General features: G+C 40.3%; 14 protein-coding genes. 8 read left to right on the top strand and 6 right to left on the bottom strand.

All coding sequences use genetic code 11. The features are described 5' to 3' along the window. Nucleotides 1-31: 31 nt before the first annotated feature. The gene (locus JL001_RS03425; RefSeq protein ID WP_200974757.1) at nt 32-1666 is read right to left on the bottom strand and encodes a carbon starvation protein A; all 1635 of its coding nucleotides are present in this window, start codon (nt 1664-1666) and stop codon (nt 32-34) included. 212 nt (nt 1667-1878) lie between these two features. Between JL001_RS03425 and JL001_RS03420 the strand changes: the two genes are divergently transcribed. From JL001_RS03420 to murQ, 7 genes are all read left to right on the top strand, one after another. After that, nucleotides 1879-2928, top strand: coding sequence for a mechanosensitive ion channel family protein (locus JL001_RS03420; RefSeq protein ID WP_200974756.1), 1050 nt, complete (start codon nt 1879-1881; stop codon nt 2926-2928). A gap of 105 nt (nt 2929-3033) precedes the next feature. Beyond that, on the top strand, nt 3034-3876 hold the full coding sequence (gene accD / locus JL001_RS03415; RefSeq protein WP_192009320.1) for an acetyl-CoA carboxylase, carboxyltransferase subunit beta: 843 nt from the start codon (nt 3034-3036) through the stop codon (nt 3874-3876). Between the two features lie 130 nt (nt 3877-4006). After that, nucleotides 4007-5311, top strand: coding sequence for an NADH:ubiquinone reductase (Na(+)-transporting) subunit F (gene nqrF / locus JL001_RS03410; protein ID WP_200974754.1), 1305 nt, complete (start codon nt 4007-4009; stop codon nt 5309-5311). 159 nt (nt 5312-5470) lie between these two features. After that, on the top strand, nt 5471-6622 hold the full coding sequence (locus JL001_RS03405) for a formimidoylglutamase (RefSeq protein ID WP_200974751.1): 1152 nt from the start codon (nt 5471-5473) through the stop codon (nt 6620-6622). A 2-nt stretch (nt 6623-6624) separates the two neighbouring features. After that, on the top strand, nt 6625-6852 hold the full coding sequence (locus JL001_RS03400; RefSeq protein WP_192009317.1) for a cytochrome b5 domain-containing protein: 228 nt from the start codon (nt 6625-6627) through the stop codon (nt 6850-6852). A gap of 4 nt (nt 6853-6856) precedes the next feature. Then, nucleotides 6857-7699 carry an N-acetylglucosamine kinase gene (locus JL001_RS03395; RefSeq protein WP_200974749.1) on the top strand — a complete coding sequence of 281 codons (843 nt, stop codon included), beginning with the start codon at nt 6857-6859 and terminating at the stop codon, nt 7697-7699. Next, a complete protein-coding gene (gene murQ / locus JL001_RS03390; protein ID WP_200974747.1) occupies nt 7696-8508 on the top strand; it encodes an N-acetylmuramic acid 6-phosphate etherase in 813 nt (270 codons plus the stop codon). Before JL001_RS03395 ends, murQ begins: the two co-directional genes overlap by 4 nt. Before the next feature lie 50 nt (nt 8509-8558). On the opposite strand, the gene JL001_RS03385 is transcribed toward murQ, so the two are convergent. The 3 genes from JL001_RS03385 to rlmN form a co-directional block, all read right to left on the bottom strand. Next, entirely contained in the window at nt 8559-9032 is a 474-nt protein-coding gene (locus JL001_RS03385) for a hypothetical protein (protein WP_200974745.1), read from the bottom strand. A 30-nt stretch (nt 9033-9062) separates the two neighbouring features. Continuing rightward, on the bottom strand, nt 9063-9533 hold the full coding sequence (locus tag JL001_RS03380) for a hypothetical protein (protein ID WP_200974743.1): 471 nt from the start codon (nt 9531-9533) through the stop codon (nt 9063-9065). Nucleotides 9534-9665: 132 nt separating this feature from the next. Continuing rightward, nucleotides 9666-10724, bottom strand: a complete 1059-nt coding sequence (gene rlmN, locus JL001_RS03375) for a 23S rRNA (adenine(2503)-C(2))-methyltransferase RlmN (protein ID WP_200974741.1) — start codon at nt 10722-10724, stop codon at nt 9666-9668. A gap of 311 nt (nt 10725-11035) precedes the next feature. Here rlmN and clpB point away from each other — a divergent pair, with 311 nt between their 5' ends. Further along, a complete protein-coding gene (clpB, locus tag JL001_RS03370; protein WP_200974740.1) occupies nt 11036-13648 on the top strand; it encodes an ATP-dependent chaperone ClpB in 2613 nt (870 codons plus the stop codon). 39 nt (nt 13649-13687) lie between these two features. Here the strand turns inward: clpB and JL001_RS03365 are convergent, their stop codons facing one another. Both JL001_RS03365 and JL001_RS03360 read right to left on the bottom strand, forming a co-directional pair. Next, nucleotides 13688-14899: a glycoside hydrolase family 57 protein gene (locus JL001_RS03365; protein WP_200974739.1), complete on the bottom strand. Its 1212-nt coding sequence runs from the start codon at nt 14897-14899 to the stop codon at nt 13688-13690. Further along, nucleotides 14896-16185: a glycosyltransferase family 4 protein gene (locus tag JL001_RS03360; RefSeq protein ID WP_200974738.1), complete on the bottom strand. Its 1290-nt coding sequence runs from the start codon at nt 16183-16185 to the stop codon at nt 14896-14898. Before JL001_RS03360 ends, JL001_RS03365 begins: the two co-directional genes overlap by 4 nt. Nucleotides 16186-16194: the final 9 nt, after the last annotated feature.

Genomic DNA, 16194 nt, shown 5'->3' with positions numbered 1-16194 from the left:
ACGCCAGCCAAAAACGATTTTGCGAATAAGTTTAGTTTCCGGGTTGTGTTATGGGGGATCGTTGTTCAAGGCTTTTCTTGGCGAGGATGATCAATACCAATGATAGTATAAATAACACCGAGGCTATGATAGCAAGAACATAGGCTTGATCTTGGAAATTTTTCCATGCAAATATACCTAAGGAAGTTAATGTAACTGTAAACATGAAGAACATAGGAATAATCACAAACGTGGCGTTGACATTGGTCTTGATTAGCCAGACGGCTACTGCCAATAAGGCTAGTGCAGCCAAAAGCTGATTGGCTGAGCCGAAAATAGGCCATAACGTAGTAAAGCCTCCAGAGCGAATTAGTAAAATAGATAGAATGACCACAATGCCAGTGCTGATAAACCTATTTTGGGAAAGTGATTTTCCGACTGGCTGCTCTATACCTTCAAAAAATTCTTGAAGGGTAAACCTGGCTAATCTGGTGCAAGTGTCAAGGGTAGTCAAGGCAAAGGCAGAAACGGTCAATGCTACAAAGCTAATGGCAAGACTTTCCGATATGCCAAGGCTCGCCATCATACTTCCCAAACCATTAGAAAATAAGGTGACTGGCCCTAAAGCGGAAAGGCTACTGGTATAGTCTTCACGGCTTAGAATGATTACAGCACCAACCGAAATGATGGCCAGAAATGATTCAATCAGCATTCCTCCAAAGCCTACAATTTTTACATCTTCTTCTTTGTCAATTTGCTTTGAAGTAGTGCCTGAAGCAACAAGGGAGTGAAAACCACTAATGGCACCGCAAGCAATGGTGACAAAAAGAACAGGGAATAAATATCCTAAATTTTCTGAAGATAAATGAACATGCGTGTCCATCTCAATGGTCGGGTTAGCATACAAAACCCCTACTACCGCTAAAATGATCAGCCCATACAGCAAAAAGCTATTCAGGTAATCCCGAGGTTGTAAGAGCAATGATACAGGTGTGACAGAGGCAATAAAGGCGTAAGCCAATAATAGGTAGAGCCAAATTTGGTAATCAAGTTCAAAAGGGATTTGTGTGCCTAAATAGACAAAATAGTACATCAGAATGATTCCAACAATGGATACTATTGTAAACAAACTTTTTTTGTGGGCGATCCTTTTATTTAGAAATCCAAAAACTACAGCGAGTAAAATAAACAGTATAGAAGCGGAAGCTACACCGGGATTATTAATAAAGGTTTTGGCGATAATGTCTGCAAAAACGGCTATGACAAGGATCAGGGTTGAAAAGCTAAAGATCATGAATAGTTGCTTTCCTTTTTGCCCAATGGTGTTTTTGATGATGGTTCCTATTGACTTTCCTTCGTTTCTAATGGAGGCGACCATACTCCCCAAGTCATGGACAGCCCCAAAGAAAATCCCACCTACCAATATCCAGATCACTGCCGGAATCCATCCGAAGGTTACTGCTATGATTGGGCCTACAATTGGGCCAGCCCCAGCGATGGAAGCAAAGTGATGGCCGAGTACTACAATTGGTCTGCTGGGAACGTAGTCTACTCCATCCTTAAACTTGTGCGCAGGAGTTTTCCTTTGATTATTTATTCCAAATTTTTTGAATACAAACTTACCGTAAAGAAAATAGGCTGCTATCAATATGGCTCCAGCAATTAGGAGTAGTGGGCTTAGTGTCATTTTGGATTTAAGATTACTTGTCTGTATATTATAACGTACCTAGTGTTATTATAGACTTAAACTTTTGCTTTAGGTGTTAATTAACAAATGTAATTAATCTATATGACCTCTTCATATATTTCTTAATGGGAGAGAGCCTTTTGACTTACCCTCTAGTGCGATAAACTCAAAATAAACCTTGCTTATTCATTGGTCACTTAAACTCCATTCAAATGAATGACAAGATATTATTTATCCTGATTACGATTGCAGCACTTGTAATTAGCCATGTGTTAGTATGGCTTGTGTTTAAAATTTTGAGAAAATTTTTGTTTAAACCTCATTCCCATTCCGGGGAGAAAGCTATTCAGAAGTTTTCCCAAGCTGTAAAGTGGGGACTTTTTTTTGTGCTTTTTCCCTTTGTTGAGCCTAAGGTTTCTCCAGAAGAATGGAGGTTTTTAAGTGAGATGAGAATTTTTAAAATTCTCTTTATCATCAATCTTTCGTGGATACTGTTGGAGTTTGTCAATGTCTTGAAGTATTACTTCGTGGAACACTTGTCCTTCGACAAGCAGGATAACCTAAAGGAACGAAGGATGATCACTCAAATTAGTTTTGTACAAAAGCTAGTGGCCGTGGTGATCATAATAATAGCCGCTGCAGCAATTTTAATGAGTTTTGATCAAGCAAGAGAAATAGGACAAGGCCTGCTGGCATCAGCAGGAGTGGCTGGTATCATCATTGGCTTAGCTGCCCAAAAGTCCATTGCCAATTTGTTGGCAGGGTTTCAGATAGCATTTACCCAGCCTATTCGTATAGATGATGTTGTGGTGGTGGAAGGAGAGTGGGGCAAGATTGAGGAGATAAATTTAACTTATGTGGTAGTGTGTATTTGGGACCAACGTCGATTGGTACTTCCTATTTACTATTTTTTGGAGAATCCTTTTCAAAATTGGACCAGAACTACCGCCGACATTTGGGGGACGGTCTTTATCTATGTTGACCATACCATACCTATTTCTGATCTCAAGGACAAACTGAAGGAACTATTGGAGAGTACGGATTTGTGGGATGGCAAAGTACAAGTACTTCAAGTAACGGACGTAAAGGAAACAACAATTGAATTAAGGTGTCTGATGAGTGCCCGTGATAGTCCTTCTGCTTTTGATTTGAGATGTTTTATTAGAGAGCAGATGATCATTTATATCCAAGAGAAATACCCAAGTTCATTGCCTAAAACAAGGGTTTTGATGGACAAAGAGAAGGATGGATCGAGCGATTAAATGTATGGGTAAATACGAGAAAGCGACAATTCATTTTATTTAACGGATATTCCATATAAATTTGTAGTCCCTGAAAAGAAATTTTCAGCCTTAAAACTACTATATATGGCTTGGTTTAAGAGAAAAGACGCAGGAATCAAAACCTCAACAAAGGAGAAAAAAGACGCGCCAGACGGTCTTTGGTTCAAAACTCCAAAAGGAAATATCATTCATACAAGAGAGTTGAAGAACAACGCTTTTGTTTGTCCAGATGATGACTTTCATGTAAAAATTGGCTCAAAGGAGTACTTTGAGATTTTGTTCGATAACAATGAGTTTGAGGAATTGGATGCTGAAATGACTTCAGGTGATCCCTTGAACTTTGTTGATAGCAAACCTTATACTTCCAGAATAGAAGCAACAATCAGTAAAACTGGCCTCAAGGATGCTGTACGCTCCGCTCATGGTAAAATGAACGGATTGGACATCGTAGTGGCTTGTATGGATTTTGGCTTTATTGGTGGTTCTATGGGGTCTGTTGTTGGCGAGAAAATCGCAAGAGCCATTGATTATTCATTGAAGAACAAGATGCCTTTCCTTATGATATCCAAATCAGGAGGTGCTAGGATGATGGAAGCAGGTTTTAGCTTGATGCAAATGGCAAAAACTTCTGCAAAATTAGCCTTGTTGGACGAAGCGAAAATCCCTTATATTTCACTATTGACTGATCCAACAACTGGTGGGGTGACAGCTTCTTATGCGATGTTGGGAGATTTTAATATCTCTGAACCGGGAGCGCTGATTGGATTTGCGGGACCTAGGGTTATTCGTGAGACCATTGGCAAGGACCTTCCGAAAGGTTTCCAAAGTGCGGAATTTGTTCAGGAGCATGGCTTTTTGGATTTTATCGTAGACAGACGTCAATTAAAGAATAGGCTGACTACATTGTTAAACCTATTGAATAACTAATGAGTTATAGCGGTAATTAAGTTTAAAAATTACCCGAACGGTCGTCGATTTTAGGGAATAATAAATATATTTGTACTCCTCAAATGAGGCGCTTTATATACTGAAAGAGAACTAGAAAAAGCATTATTAAATGAGTTCAGTAATCATTACTTCAATTGTAGCATTTACTTTGATTATTTTGCTACTTGTTTTCATTCTACTGTTTGCCCAGTCAAAGCTTGTGGCTTCAGGAGATGTGAAAATCATCATTAATGGAGATGAAGCTAATCCGCTTACTGCTTCTGCAGGCTCCACCTTACTCTCTACCCTTGGTGCAAAGAAAATCTTCCTTCCTTCCGCTTGCGGTGGTGGTGGTACTTGTGCCATGTGCAAATGTACGGTAGAAGATGGTGGAGGAGAGGTCCTTCCAACTGAAGTTGGGCACCTTAGCCGTTCTGAGCAGCAAAGCAATGTTAGGCTTTCATGCCAGGTAAAAGTAAAACAGGATATGAGAATCCGCATTCCAGAAGAAATCTTCGGTATCAAGAAGTGGGAATGCGAAGTAGTCTCTAACTATAACGTATCGACATTCATCAAAGAATTTGTGGTGAAGCTTCCAGAAGGAGAGACTTTGGATTTTGAATCCGGTGGATATATCCAGATCGACGTTCCTGCGATTACTGTAAACTTCAAAGATATTGACATTACTCCACATCCAGAATTGGGTCACCCAGCTGATGTGTACCAAAGTGACTGGGATAAATTTGGTCTTTGGTCATTGGTGATGAAAAATGACGAAGAGCTTTTCAGAGCCTACTCCATGGCCAACCACCCAGCTGAAGGTAACATTGTAATGTTGACCATACGTATTGCTACTCCGCCTTGGGATAGAGCCAATAACAAATGGATGGATGTTAATCCTGGCGTTTGTTCTTCTTATGTGTTCTCACGTAAGAAAGGAGATAAAGTAACTGTTTCTGGTCCTTATGGTGAATTCCATATCAACCCTACCCAAAGAGAAATGATCTATATTGGTGGTGGTGCAGGTATGGCTCCATTGAGATCTCATATCTTCCACTTGTTCCACACGGAGAAAACGGATAGAAAAGTTTCTTACTGGTACGGTGGACGTTCTAAAAAGGAGCTATTCTATGTTCCTCACTTTAGAGATATCGAAAAAGATTTCCCTAACTTCAATTTCAATATCGGTCTCTCTGAGCCACTTCCTGAAGATAATTGGAAGATCAAAAAGTCATTGGACGACAGAGAAGGTGACGGTTATGTTGGATTTATCCACCAAGTACTTTATGATAACTACTTGAAGGATCATCCTGAGCCAGATGAAGTAGAATACTACCTTTGTGGGCCTCCATTGATGAACTCAGCTGTTTTGAAGCTGTTGGATGACATGGGTGTTCCAAAAGAAAATATCAGATTTGACGACTTCGGTGGTTAAACGAAAAGAGTCCTGCAAAAGCAGGACTTTTTTATTACCCTCATTTTTTTTGCTTATTTTTGAATACTGAGTTAGCACATTATTCACCTTAGATTTCCAAGGGGAGATTGGACACCCGATTAAGATGGAATAGGGTTCAGTCCTCCAAAACAACCTTATATGGACTTTAATATATTCTTTGATCCTGTACCTGAGAGCATCACCCAAAAAAAATATGCTCATAATACTTTCTTTAAGCACATTAATTACCATGGTGAACTGTTTCCTGATTTACAGGGTGTTCAGATTGCGATCATTGGCTTAGAAGAATCCAGAGGGATGGAAGAGAATGAGACGATAGACCAAGCAGCGCATGAAGTTCGTAAGAAACTATATAAATTAAAGAAGGGACAGTCGCATTATAAGATTGCTGACTTGGGGAATTTGAGAAATGGGATGGATCTTAAAGAGACCTATTTACGCATCCAAATGGTAGGAGAAGAGTTGATGAGGCAACAGATTTTACCTATTTATATTGGTGGCTCACATGATCTCGATTTTGGTCAATACCTTTCTTATGAGGGAATGAAGAAGTTGGTAAGTATGTTGACCGTGGACGCTAAAGTTGACATGGAAGATGAGGGGACGCCTTATGAGATTCATTCTCAAGATATCATATTGCACCAGCCTAATTTCCTTTTCAACTATACTCAGTTGGCTTATCAGAGTTTTTTGACTGATCATGATCTGGTTAATGTCATGGAAAAATTGTATTTTGATCATGTAAGGTTGGGTCAGTTAAGGGACAACTTTAAGGAGATTGAGCCTTTGATCAGAAATGCAGACTTATTGAGTTTTGATGTATGTTCTATTCAGTCTGCTGACGCTCCCGGTGCTGCAGATGCACAACCCTTCGGCTTGACAGCTGAAGAAGCTTGTCAGATATGCTGGTTCGCTGGAATGAATGAAAAACTCAGTTCAGTTGGGCTGTACGGTTATCAACCTTTGTTTGATGATCAAAGGTTTAAAACAGCATCTGTCATGGCTACCATGGTTTGGTATTTTATTGAAGGCTTTTATCATAGGAAGGATAGTCTTTCTTTTAAGAGCAATGATTATACAAAGTATACTGTGTCTTTGGATTCTAAACCGTCCACTATCATTTTCTATAAAAGTAAACTGAGCGGGAAGTGGTGGATGGAAGTTCCGCAAGGTAGCAAGGAGAAGTTTGAAAGGGATACGATAATTCCTTGTAGTTATCAGGATTACCAAACTGCCCAACGTGGTGAAATACCTGAAAGATGGATCAATGCCCAGCTTAAATTATACTGAGCATGAAGACATATACCAAGCAACAATTGGCGTTGCGAAACGGGCAGGACAGACCAGAGATTTGGGTCGCATATAAGGGGAAGATATATGATGTAAGCCAGTCCAGACTTTGGAAGAATGGTAAGCATTATGAGCATTGGGCAGGACAGGATTTAACCGATGAATTGCCTGATGCCCCACATAATGAAAATGTTTTTGACAAATTTGAACCCATAGGTCAATTGTTGTAACAAGATGATATTAATAGCAGATAGCGGATCGAGCAAAACGGATTGGAGAGGCATTGACCAGAAAGGGAATGTTACTCAATTCAGAGGGGTTGGATTTAACCCATACTATCAATCTCCAGAAGAGATGGCTACAGAGTTAAGTGATGAATTTTTACTCAATCTCAAAGAAGAGGTCCTGTCCATTTATTATTATGGGGCAGGATGTTCCTCTGATATTAATAAGAAGAGCGTGAGCCAAGCGCTGCAACATATTTTTCGAAAGGCAAACATTATGGTAGACCATGATTTATTGGCGGCAGCTAGGGCTACCTGTGGTCATGAAGCAGGGATTGCTTGTATTTTAGGTACTGGATCTAATAGCTGCGATTACGACGGTCATGATATTAACAACAGCCGCCCCTCTCCAGGTTTTGTATTAGGCGATGAAGGAGGAGGATCATATGTAGGAAAGAAGTTCTTGCAAGACTTTATCCATGATGAAATGCCTGGTAATATTAGACAGGAAACCATGAACTATTTCAACTTGGACATTCAGTCCATTCAGGAAAATGTTTATAAGAAGCCCTTTCCAGGAAGATATCTCGCAAGTTTTTGCAGGTTCATCACAGAACATGTATCAGACCCTTATTGTTATATGCTATACTATAATGCTTTCAGGGATTTTTTTAAAAAGCACGTGATGAAGTATCCTCATTTTGAAAAAAAGAAAGTGAGCTTTGTTGGCTCAGTGGCCTACTATAACAGTGATATCCTAAGAAAAGCTGCCAATGATTTTGGGATTTCCGTTAATTTAATTTTAGAAAGCCCCATAGCGGGATTGACATTATACCATAAAAACGAAAAATGAGAACGACCGAAAGTAGCTCCAATTACGATAATTTGGAGTCAATGAGTGTTGAGGAATTGATTGCCAATATTAATAGGGAAGACCAAACGGTACCCCAAGCTGTCAATAAAGTCTTACCGGAAATTGAAAGGCTAATAGAGCAAATTGTAGGTAAGATGAAACAAGGGGGGAGATTGTTTTATATAGGAGCAGGAACTAGCGGAAGGTTAGGGATCTTGGATGCATCCGAGTGTCCTCCGACATATGGGGTTTCCCATGATATGGTTATTGGTTTAATTGCCGGGGGGGATTCTGCAATTCGTAAGGCTGTTGAAAATGCAGAGGATGATCCAAATCAAGCTTGGCTTGATTTAAAGGCCAATGGCATTAATGAGTTGGATACAGTCATTGGTATTGCGGCTTCCGGAACCACTCCTTATGTGATAGGGGGGGTAAAGACAGCCAAGGAAAATGGTTTGCTTACAGGCTGTATTACTTGTAATGCTGGTTCTCCATTGGCAGATTCAGTGGAATATCCCATAGAGGTAGTTGTTGGCCCCGAGTTTGTGACGGGAAGTACAAGGATGAAAGCTGGTACCGCTCAGAAATTGGTGCTCAATATGATTTCTACTGCTGTGATGATCAAGTTGGGAAAGGTTAAAGGTAACAAAATGGTCAATATGCAGCTTTCCAATAAAAAATTGGTGGAAAGAGGTACTCGAATGATCATGGATGCAACTGGTTTGGAAGAGGATCCAGCAAAAGAAAGGTTGTTGAAGTTTGGTTCGGTAAAAGCTGCTTTAGATGATTGGGAAACTAGTCAATCATAAAATCAAAAAGGCTCCTATTGGAGCCTTTTTGATTTAGTTTAGGGTGGCAGTTAAGGTAGGGCGTAGACTAATGCTAGTCTAAAAACAGTCTGTCCATGTTTCTGGACTTGGTATTTAAACTCTGGATTAAAAGCGAAGTTGTCCGCAGATTTTAAGACGCCACCAGCTCCAATGTTTGCGCCAGCATTACTTGATTTCACTTCACCAAAAATATCATCAGAAAAAGATATCCAATTATTGGTAAATCCCACTAGGCCATACCATTGTAGTATATCTTTTGTGAAATAATATCGAGCGTCTATATTTAAATTGCTTGCATTTCCCCTTTCAGGGAAATAGATACTATAATTAGGGACCGCTGAAATCTGGTCCGTAATCAAATATTCCCCACCAAAGTTCAAACCAAACGCTTCTACATAAAAGTTATAATCAGCTCCTAACTGTAATCTTACATCTCCTGCTGATTGAGTCTGTGCAAATGATATGGTCAATACAAATAGGCCTAGTAATAATAGCTTTTTCATGTTGGTAAAAGTTTTGATTTCAGAATATTACTAAGGTAAAAAATAGACCAGAGCCAATCTAAACACAGCTTGGCCACCACTTTGTGCTTGGTATTTCAATTCTGGGTTAAATGCTAAATTATCTGCAAATTTGAGAACACCGCCGGCACCAATATTTGCACCAGCTCTACTTTCTTTAGCGGTAACACCCATAAATTCTGCTGACCACCAATTGTTTGTAAACCCTACTAGTCCGTACCACTGAAGTAAGTCACGGGTAAAGTAATATCTTGCATCGATGTTGAGTGTGCTGGCGTTTCCCCCTTCGGGAAAATAAACGGTAAAGTTTGGTGCAGCAGAAATCTGATCGGTGATCAAATACTCTCCTCCAAAGTTTAACCCGAAAGCTTCTGTATCAAAACCAAAATCGCCTCCAAATTGTAATCTTACATCTCCTGCAGATTGGGCCTGTGCAAAAGATACGGTCAATGCAAATAGGCCTAGTAATAATAGTTTTTTCATGGTAATAAAAGTTTAAAAGTTTTGATTTCAGAAAACACAAAAACTGAACCAAGGTTTAGGTTAAATGCCTAGGGCTTTATTCTTTTTCCACAAAATGATAAAAAAATGAATGGCTGGTGACTCAAAATTAGGTTAGATGCTGGCCACCTCATTTTTATTGGCCAATTGGCCACAGGCGGCATCTATATCCTGTCCTCTTGATTTTCTTACTTTAGCGATGATGCCTTGGGATTCAAGAATGCGGACATACATGTCAACGGCTTCCTGAGAAGCTTGACGGAATTCGCCTTCGTCAATGGGGTTGTATTGGATGATATTTACTTTTGAAGGGATATGTTTGCAGAATTTTGCCAAGGCCCTTGCATGTGCCTCGTCATCATTTACACCGTCCCAGATCACATATTCGTAAGTGACTTTACTTTTGGTTTTAGAGTACCAATACTTTAAAGCCTCTGCTAGATCCTCCAAGGGGCTTTTGTCATTGATGGGCATCAGTCTGCTCCTTGTCTCATTGATGGCAGAATGTAGAGAAATAGCGAGGTTGAATTTTACTTCATCATCAGCCATTTTTTTGATCATCTTAGGGATGCCAACAGTGGATAGTGTAATTCTTCTTGGTGCCATGCCTAATCCCTCTGGAGAAGTGATTTTGTCTATGGCTTCAATTACATTGGCATAGTTAAGCAATGGTTCTCCCATGCCCATAAAAACAATATTGGTAAGTGGACGCTGGAAATAGGTGTCAGCTTCTTCTTTGATCGCAACTACCTGATCATAAATTTCATCAGGGTTAAGGTTTCTCATCCGTTTTAGCCTTGCGGTAGCACAGAAATTACAGTCGAGGCTACAGCCCACTTGGGAGGAAACGCAAGCGGTAATCCTTTTGCTCGTAGGGATCAAAACTGATTCGACGATCTTGTCATCAAACAACTTGACCGCATTCTTGATGGTGCCATCAGAGGAATGCTGCATCAGGTCAACCTTTACATGGTTGATGGTGAAGTTCTCCTTCAGCATTTCACGGGTGGGAAGGGAGATGTTGGTCATATCATCAAAATTTTTCAATGATTTGTTCCAAAGCCATTCATAAACTTGCTTCGCTCTGAATTTTTTGTCCCCAACAGATAGGAAGAATTCCTGAAGTTCTTCCAGGCTTAATTGCCTAATATCCTTTTTATCACCCTTATTCATAATGCAAAGGTAGGAAAATGTAAGCATTATCCAGTATGCTGTGGAAAGTCTTGCTTTTTGTTAGGGAAGACTGGTCTTTAAGCCTATTAAACAGTAGGATCTTTTGAAATATTTGAGTTAAATCTGTCTTAATTATCTTTTTACTTTACAATTTATCTGTCAAAAAGTCCTAAAATCATCATGTTTTGCTTTGTTTTCAGCCAATATTTCCGATTTATTGCCTGATTTTAATTTGGTGTTTGTTTTGATAAAAGTAGATCACGGAGCAATGCTCCACTCATGAATTAGTAAATAAGAAAAGAATAGATATAATGGATTTTAAACAATTTACCATCAAATCACAAGAAGCTGTCCAGAAGGCAGCGGAGTTGTGTATGGCTGAGCAACAACAAGCCATTGAGCCAGCTCATTTGCTAAAAGGTATCTTGTCTGAGGATGAGAGTGTGGTGGATTTCGTTTTCAAAAAATTGGGCGTAAACCAAAAATTGGTGACTCAAAAATTGGAAGAAATCATCAACTCCTACCCAAAAGCTAGTGGACAACAGCCCTATCTTTCTAATGCGGGAAATCAGGTTTTGACCAAAGCCAAAGGGTATTTGAAAACTTTTGGAGATGAGTTTGTCGCAATTGAACATTTGTTATTGGGGATATTGTCAGCTGGGGATAAGACCAGTCAGTTGCTTAAAGATCAAGGCGTGACAGAGAATGCTTTGATTGAAGCTATTAAAGAGTTGAGACAAGGAAATAAAGTGACAGATCAAAACGCCGAAGCAAAATACAGATCCTTAGAGAAGTATTCCAAAAATCTGAATGAATTGGCCAAAAAGGGCAAAATTGACCCGGTAATAGGTAGGGATGAGGAGATCAGGCGTGTACTTCAGATTTTGGCAAGAAGAACTAAAAACAACCCTATTCTTTTGGGAGAGCCTGGGGTAGGTAAAACCGCCATTGTCGAAGGTTTGGCGCAGAGGATTGTTAGTGGCGACGTTCCTGAGAACTTAAAGTCAAAAACCTTGATTTCTCTGGATATGGGTTTGCTAGTGGCTGGAGCCAAGTATAAGGGTGAGTTTGAGGAAAGGCTGAAAGCGGTTATTAAGGAAGTGACAGATTCAGATGGTCAAATTATCCTTTTCATAGATGAGATTCATACCTTGATTGGTGCTGGCGGTGGTGGAGAAGGCGCCATGGATGCGGCCAATTTATTGAAGCCAGCTTTGGCACGAGGTGAACTGCATGCGATTGGGGCAACTACCTTGAAGGAGTATCAGAAATATGTAGAGAAAGACAAGGCGTTGGAAAGAAGATTTCAGGCTGTAATGGTGGACGAACCCGATACTGCGGATGCCATTTCAATTCTCCGAGGAATCAAGGATAAATATGAGTTGCACCATGGGGTGCGTATTAAGGATGATGCTGTGATTTCAGCCGTTGAGCTTTCTCAGCGTTATATTTCAGATCGCTTCTTGCCAGATAAGGCCATTGACTTGATGGATGAGGCAGCGGCAAAACTAAGGATGGAAATTGATTCTTTGCCTCAAGAACTGGATGAGCTGAACCGTAGAATCATGCAATTGGAGATTGAGCGTGAGGCCATCAGAAGGGAAAAAAATAAGGATAAAGAAACTGTCTTGAGCAAGGAGATTGCAGAACTTTCTGAAAAAAGGCAATCCGTGAAAGCAAAGTGGGAGAGCGAAAAGGCGGTGATTATGGGGATCCGAAGGGAAAAGGAGAATATAGATAAGTACAAACTGGAGGCTGATCAAGCAGAGCGTGCGGGCGATTTTGGAAAGGTTGCTGAGATCCGTTATGGAAAGATCACTGAAAGCGAAAACAAACTGGAGTCCTTCAAACAGCAGTTGAATGACATGCAGAAAGGTTCTCCACTGCTGAAAGAGGAAGTGGATGCAGAAGATGTAGCGGCAGTTGTGGCTAAGTGGACAGGAATCCCCTTATCCAGGATGTTGGAAAGCGAAAGGGAGAAACTGTTACACTTGGAGGATGAGTTAAGCAAGCGCGTGGCAGGTCAAAAAGAGGCGATTGCAGCCTTGTCTGATGCTGTAAGAAGAAGCCGTGCAGGACTTCAGGATCCGAAACGTCCTATTGGTAGCTTTATCTTTATGGGTACCACTGGTGTCGGTAAAACTGAATTGGCTAAGGCCTTGGCAGAATATCTTTTCAATGACGAAAATGCCATGGTTCGTATTGATATGTCTGAGTACCAAGAAAGGCATGCGGTGAGTAGGTTGGTGGGAGCGCCTCCGGGCTATGTAGGTTATGATGAAGGAGGTCAATTGACTGAGGCGGTTAGGAGAAAACCTTACTCTGTGATTCTCTTGGATGAAATAGAAAAGGCTCATCCAGATGTGTTCAATATATTGCTTCAGGTTTTGGATGATGGAAGGTTGACGGACAGCAAAGGCAGGTTGGCCAACTTCAAGAATACGATTATCATTCTAACTACCAATATTGGTTCATCACTTATTCAGGAGCGATTTGCTAATATGGAAGATTGGAACAAGGAGCAAGTGCTGGATGAAACCAAAGCAGAAGTATTTGAGTTGTTGAAAAAATCAGTAAGACCGGAGTTTCTTAACCGGATAGATGAAACAATCATGTTCGAGCCATTGAACAGGGAGATTACCCGTAAGATTGTGGATATTCAATGGAAGGAAATCCAACATAGATTGGCAGATTCCGGCATTGAGATTGATGCTACCAGAGAAGTTTTGGATTACTTGGGTGAAGTAGGTTTTGATCCACAATTTGGAGCTAGGCCGTTGAAAAGAACGATGCAGAGACTGGTATTGAATGAATTATCCAAGCAGATTCTCAGCGGTTACATTAAAAATGATGCGGCAGTACTGGTCGATTTGGATGCGGATAAACAAGTTTATTTCAAAAATGTAGAAGACGTAGAGGTATAGAAAATGAATGGCCCGGATTTTTCCGGGCCATTTTTTTATTTATTCCTCAACTACAGGTGCTTCCTGTTCCTTTTTCAGTCTTAACATAAAGTCGCTAAGTACATTCATATAATTGATAAAAGCTTCATATGGACTTTCATAAGGACTGAAATAAGCATGAATGTCACCATCAGAGAAGAACTTGGTACACATGTAATAGAAGTGGTCACTTGTCTGAAGGTATTTCCAGTCTTTTTGAATCTCAGGATCTTTGGACTGCTTGACCAAATGCTCCAATTCATATAGCCTATCAAAGGCTTCATCTTGCAAATCATTTCCTAGCCAAGCTGTCAAATCACGTTCCTCATCCGCCCAAGAGATTGGTACCGGAACATGTATTTTGCCAACAGGTGGCACTTCTTTGACTACCTCTGAAGGCGTGGAGAAAGTAAAATTGGAATTGGAGAAAACTGCTTCAGGAAGGTGGCTCATAAAATCAAAAATGCCACTTTCTGCCCACTGGTGTTCCCCAAAGGTTTCATAGTCCATAAATAGATTGATGACTTCCTCTTCTTGCGGAATTTGATTGATCCAATTGACAAACTTGTCTGTGGTCAAAGGCCAGTCTGCCCAAGCTTTTTCACCAAACCTAAAGGCGATATCATCACTTAGACGGAAGTTTTTGAGCAACACTTTGAGTTTGGGCTCGATGGCATTGCAATAGACATAATTAGGGCTTTTCCACCCCAAAATATGCTTGGCACCCTCTGTAAGGATGGCTTCATAGCCCAGTTCAGCTACCATTTCTCCAATCACATCTGAGTAAATTAGCTCAGTGTTTCTGAAAACTTTTGGGGTGTAGCCATTGAATAGTTTTTTTATTTTATCCTGCTGCTTTCGCACCATATCATGGAATTCCTCTTTGCTCTTTAAGGCGGCTAGGGCGTGCGCATAGGTTTCGTTCAATAGTTCAGCATGTCCAGTCGCAACCAGTTTTTGGAAACTTTCCAAAACATCAGGAGCGTACTCTTCCATTTGGTCCATAAATACACCAGAAAGCGAAAAGCTGACCTTGAATTTTCCATCATATTTTTGGATTAATTCCAAAAGGAGTTGATTCATTGGCAAGTAGCATTTTTCAGCTACTTTTCGCATAATGCTTCTGTTGGCAAAATCGTCCCAATAATAGTGATCTTCCCCAATGTCGAAGAAGCGATAAGGTTTCAGACGGTAGGGCTGATGAACCTGGAAGTAAAAGCAAATGGTTCTCATGGATTAGTTACAGTTAAGGTTTGAGCATAAAGAGAGAAGATTTTTTCGGCGACATGTTCCCATTTCATTTTTTTGAGTTCTTCGCTTCCGCAACTACGGAACATGTTGGAGATGCCTTGGTAATGAAGCAAGGCAAATATAGCGTCTGCCATTGCGTCAATGTCCCAGAAATCTATTTTGATGGCATTGGTCAGTACTTCTGCCACGCCAGATTGTTTGGAGATGATAACCGGTGTGTTGTGTCTGACGGCTTCCAGAGGAGAAATCCCAAAGGGCTCCGATACGGAAGGCATCACGTAGACGTCACTGATGGCAAACATCTGATCTACATCATTGCCTTTTAGAAATCCTGTAAAATGGAATTTGGTGGCAATTCGCAACTCAGCGACCCTGTCAATCATACGGTTAAGCAAATCTCCGGAACCTGCCATTACAAAACGAACATTGTCGTCTTTCTTCAAAACTTTGTTGGCGGCTTCGATAAAATATTCAGGCCCTTTTTGGAAGGTGATTCTCCCAAGGAAGGTGACTATTTTTTCAGGTACTTTTTTTCTGGCATTACTTTTTATAATGCTGATATCAAGCACAGCATTGTGAATGACGGTGACTTTTTCTTCTGGAATGCCATATTTGGTAATGATAGTTCTTTTTGTTAAATGGCTTACGGCAATGATTTTATCTGCCGCTTCCATTCCAGATTTTTCAATTTCAAAAACACGGTCATTAACATTTTCTCCAGAACGGTCAAATTCAGTTGCATGAACATGGACGACCAAGGGTTTTCCGCTCATTTTTTTTGCAGCTATACCTGCTGGAAATGAAAGCCAGTCATGTGCATGGATGATATCGTGCTCTTTGCTTTTTGCAATTTGAGCAGCAACAAGGGCATACCTTGATACCTCCATAATTAAGTCTCTACCATATTTTCCACTAAAGGAAAACTTATTGGAAAAGATACTTTCGTCGACATCAGTTCTGTCATGTAGAGATTTGTCTGTAAAACGAGCATATTCTTCTGGTCCCAAATACGGGATGAGAAAAGAACTGACTTCCAAATAAGTTAGGTTTTTCCAGATTTCCTTAAACCTCTTTTCCCGATAATCAATTTCTACATCACTGGCACTAACAAAGTCAGCCAGAGGGTCTTCGTCTCCCCATAATTTGGGGACAACAAATATAACCTCATGGTTATATTGAGCCATTCCTTTTAGTAGTCCATAACAAGCTGTCCCCAACCCGCCGGAAATATGTGGCGGAAATTCCCATCCAAACATTAATACCTTCATGAAAAATAT

It is taken from the genome of Echinicola sp. 20G (genome assembly GCF_015533855.1).
Lineage (GTDB): Bacteria > Bacteroidota > Bacteroidia > Cytophagales > Cyclobacteriaceae > Echinicola.
The sequence above is the reverse complement of the archived record's forward strand: the minus strand, read 5'-3'. Positions and strand labels throughout refer to the sequence as shown.

Bases quoted from the DNA above. Each gene is read 5' to 3' on its own strand.
- JL001_RS03425 (WP_200974757.1), bottom strand. From the start codon at position 1,666: ATGACACTAAGCCCACTACTCCTAATTGCTGGAGCCATATTGATAGCA.
- JL001_RS03420 (WP_200974756.1), top strand. From the start codon at position 1,879: ATGAATGACAAGATATTATTTATCCTGATTACGATTGCAGCACTTGTA.
- accD (WP_192009320.1), top strand. From the start codon at position 3,034: ATGGCTTGGTTTAAGAGAAAAGACGCAGGAATCAAAACCTCAACAAAG.
- nqrF (WP_200974754.1), top strand. From the start codon at position 4,007: ATGAGTTCAGTAATCATTACTTCAATTGTAGCATTTACTTTGATTATT.
- JL001_RS03405 (WP_200974751.1), top strand. From the start codon at position 5,471: ATGGACTTTAATATATTCTTTGATCCTGTACCTGAGAGCATCACCCAA.
- JL001_RS03400 (WP_192009317.1), top strand. From the start codon at position 6,625: ATGAAGACATATACCAAGCAACAATTGGCGTTGCGAAACGGGCAGGAC.
- JL001_RS03395 (WP_200974749.1), top strand. From the start codon at position 6,857: ATGATATTAATAGCAGATAGCGGATCGAGCAAAACGGATTGGAGAGGC.
- murQ (WP_200974747.1), top strand. From the start codon at position 7,696: ATGAGAACGACCGAAAGTAGCTCCAATTACGATAATTTGGAGTCAATG.
- JL001_RS03385 (WP_200974745.1), bottom strand. From the start codon at position 9,032: ATGAAAAAGCTATTATTACTAGGCCTATTTGTATTGACCATATCATTT.
- JL001_RS03380 (WP_200974743.1), bottom strand. From the start codon at position 9,533: ATGAAAAAACTATTATTACTAGGCCTATTTGCATTGACCGTATCTTTT.
- rlmN (WP_200974741.1), bottom strand. From the start codon at position 10,724: ATGAATAAGGGTGATAAAAAGGATATTAGGCAATTAAGCCTGGAAGAA.
- clpB (WP_200974740.1), top strand. From the start codon at position 11,036: ATGGATTTTAAACAATTTACCATCAAATCACAAGAAGCTGTCCAGAAG.
- JL001_RS03365 (WP_200974739.1), bottom strand. From the start codon at position 14,899: ATGAGAACCATTTGCTTTTACTTCCAGGTTCATCAGCCCTACCGTCTG.
- JL001_RS03360 (WP_200974738.1), bottom strand. From the start codon at position 16,185: ATGAAGGTATTAATGTTTGGATGGGAATTTCCGCCACATATTTCCGGC.